Below are 837 nucleotides of genomic sequence, written 5' to 3' on the forward strand. Positions count from 1 at the left end.
AGCCGTAGGGGAACCTGCGGCTGGATCACCTCCTTTCTAAGGAAGCTGTGGAATTGGTAAGACGCCCTCCGACAAGTCTTCGACTTGTCTAGGGGATGAACCTTCCCGTGCTTTTTAGAACATAGATGGCACCAGTCAGGTGACCATCGCAACGCAATACGCCGCAGAGACTTCGGTCCTGACGGTATGGCGAGCTTTCGCCGTCCACGTTTCTCTTTCTTCATGAAGGATAGAACCTTGAGTTCTGCGCTCACGCGCTGTCCGCACCTTCGGTGCTGCGCTCCGCGAGGGCGCCGGACGACCGGCGACGGCCTCTGGCCTGCATGGGTGCCTGACGCAGACTTAATCGTTCAGCGAGATGGGCCCGTAGCTCAGTTGGTTAGAGCACACGCTTGATAAGCGTGGGGTCGGAAGTTCAAGTCTTCCCGGGCCCACCATTTGCATTTGCAAGTGATGGTTAGGGAATGCCTGATCCTGACGGTTTGCTGTCAGGTGTTGCGATGGTTGGGGCTGTAGCTCAGCTGGGAGAGCACCTGCTTTGCAAGCAGGGGGTCAGCGGTTCGATCCCGCTCAGCTCCACCAAATCGCTTTGGTGTCGAGCCGGGATATCCTTCTGGAGAAAAACAAAGTTTGCATCGGCTTCGGCCGGATGCCTGTTCTGCATATATCGTGAAGAGAAGATTGATCTGGAGGCTTCCAGGTGTTTTGCACAATCCCATGGATTGCGCGAGATGTCCGAGCCCAGTTCTGTTGAAACCAAGGATGGCTTAGTCGGCCGGATCTGGTGGAGGGACTGGAGGTAGGAAGGAAGCCTGTCGTCAGGATTGCCCATTGTTC

Annotated in this window: 2 tRNA genes; both read left to right on the forward strand. The window is 56.0% G+C overall.

Annotated elements, in window-relative coordinates:
* Positions 1-360: 360 nt before the first annotated feature.
* A tRNA-Ile gene (locus IB244_RS31570) sits at positions 361-437 on the forward strand.
* A 69-nt stretch (positions 438-506) separates the two neighbouring features.
* A tRNA-Ala gene (locus IB244_RS31575) sits at positions 507-582 on the forward strand.
* Positions 583-837: the final 255 nt, after the last annotated feature.

Origin of the sequence: Rhizobium sp. RHZ02, from assembly GCF_014851575.1 — a bacterium.
Taxonomy (GTDB): Bacteria; Pseudomonadota; Alphaproteobacteria; order Rhizobiales; family Rhizobiaceae; genus Rhizobium; species Rhizobium altiplani.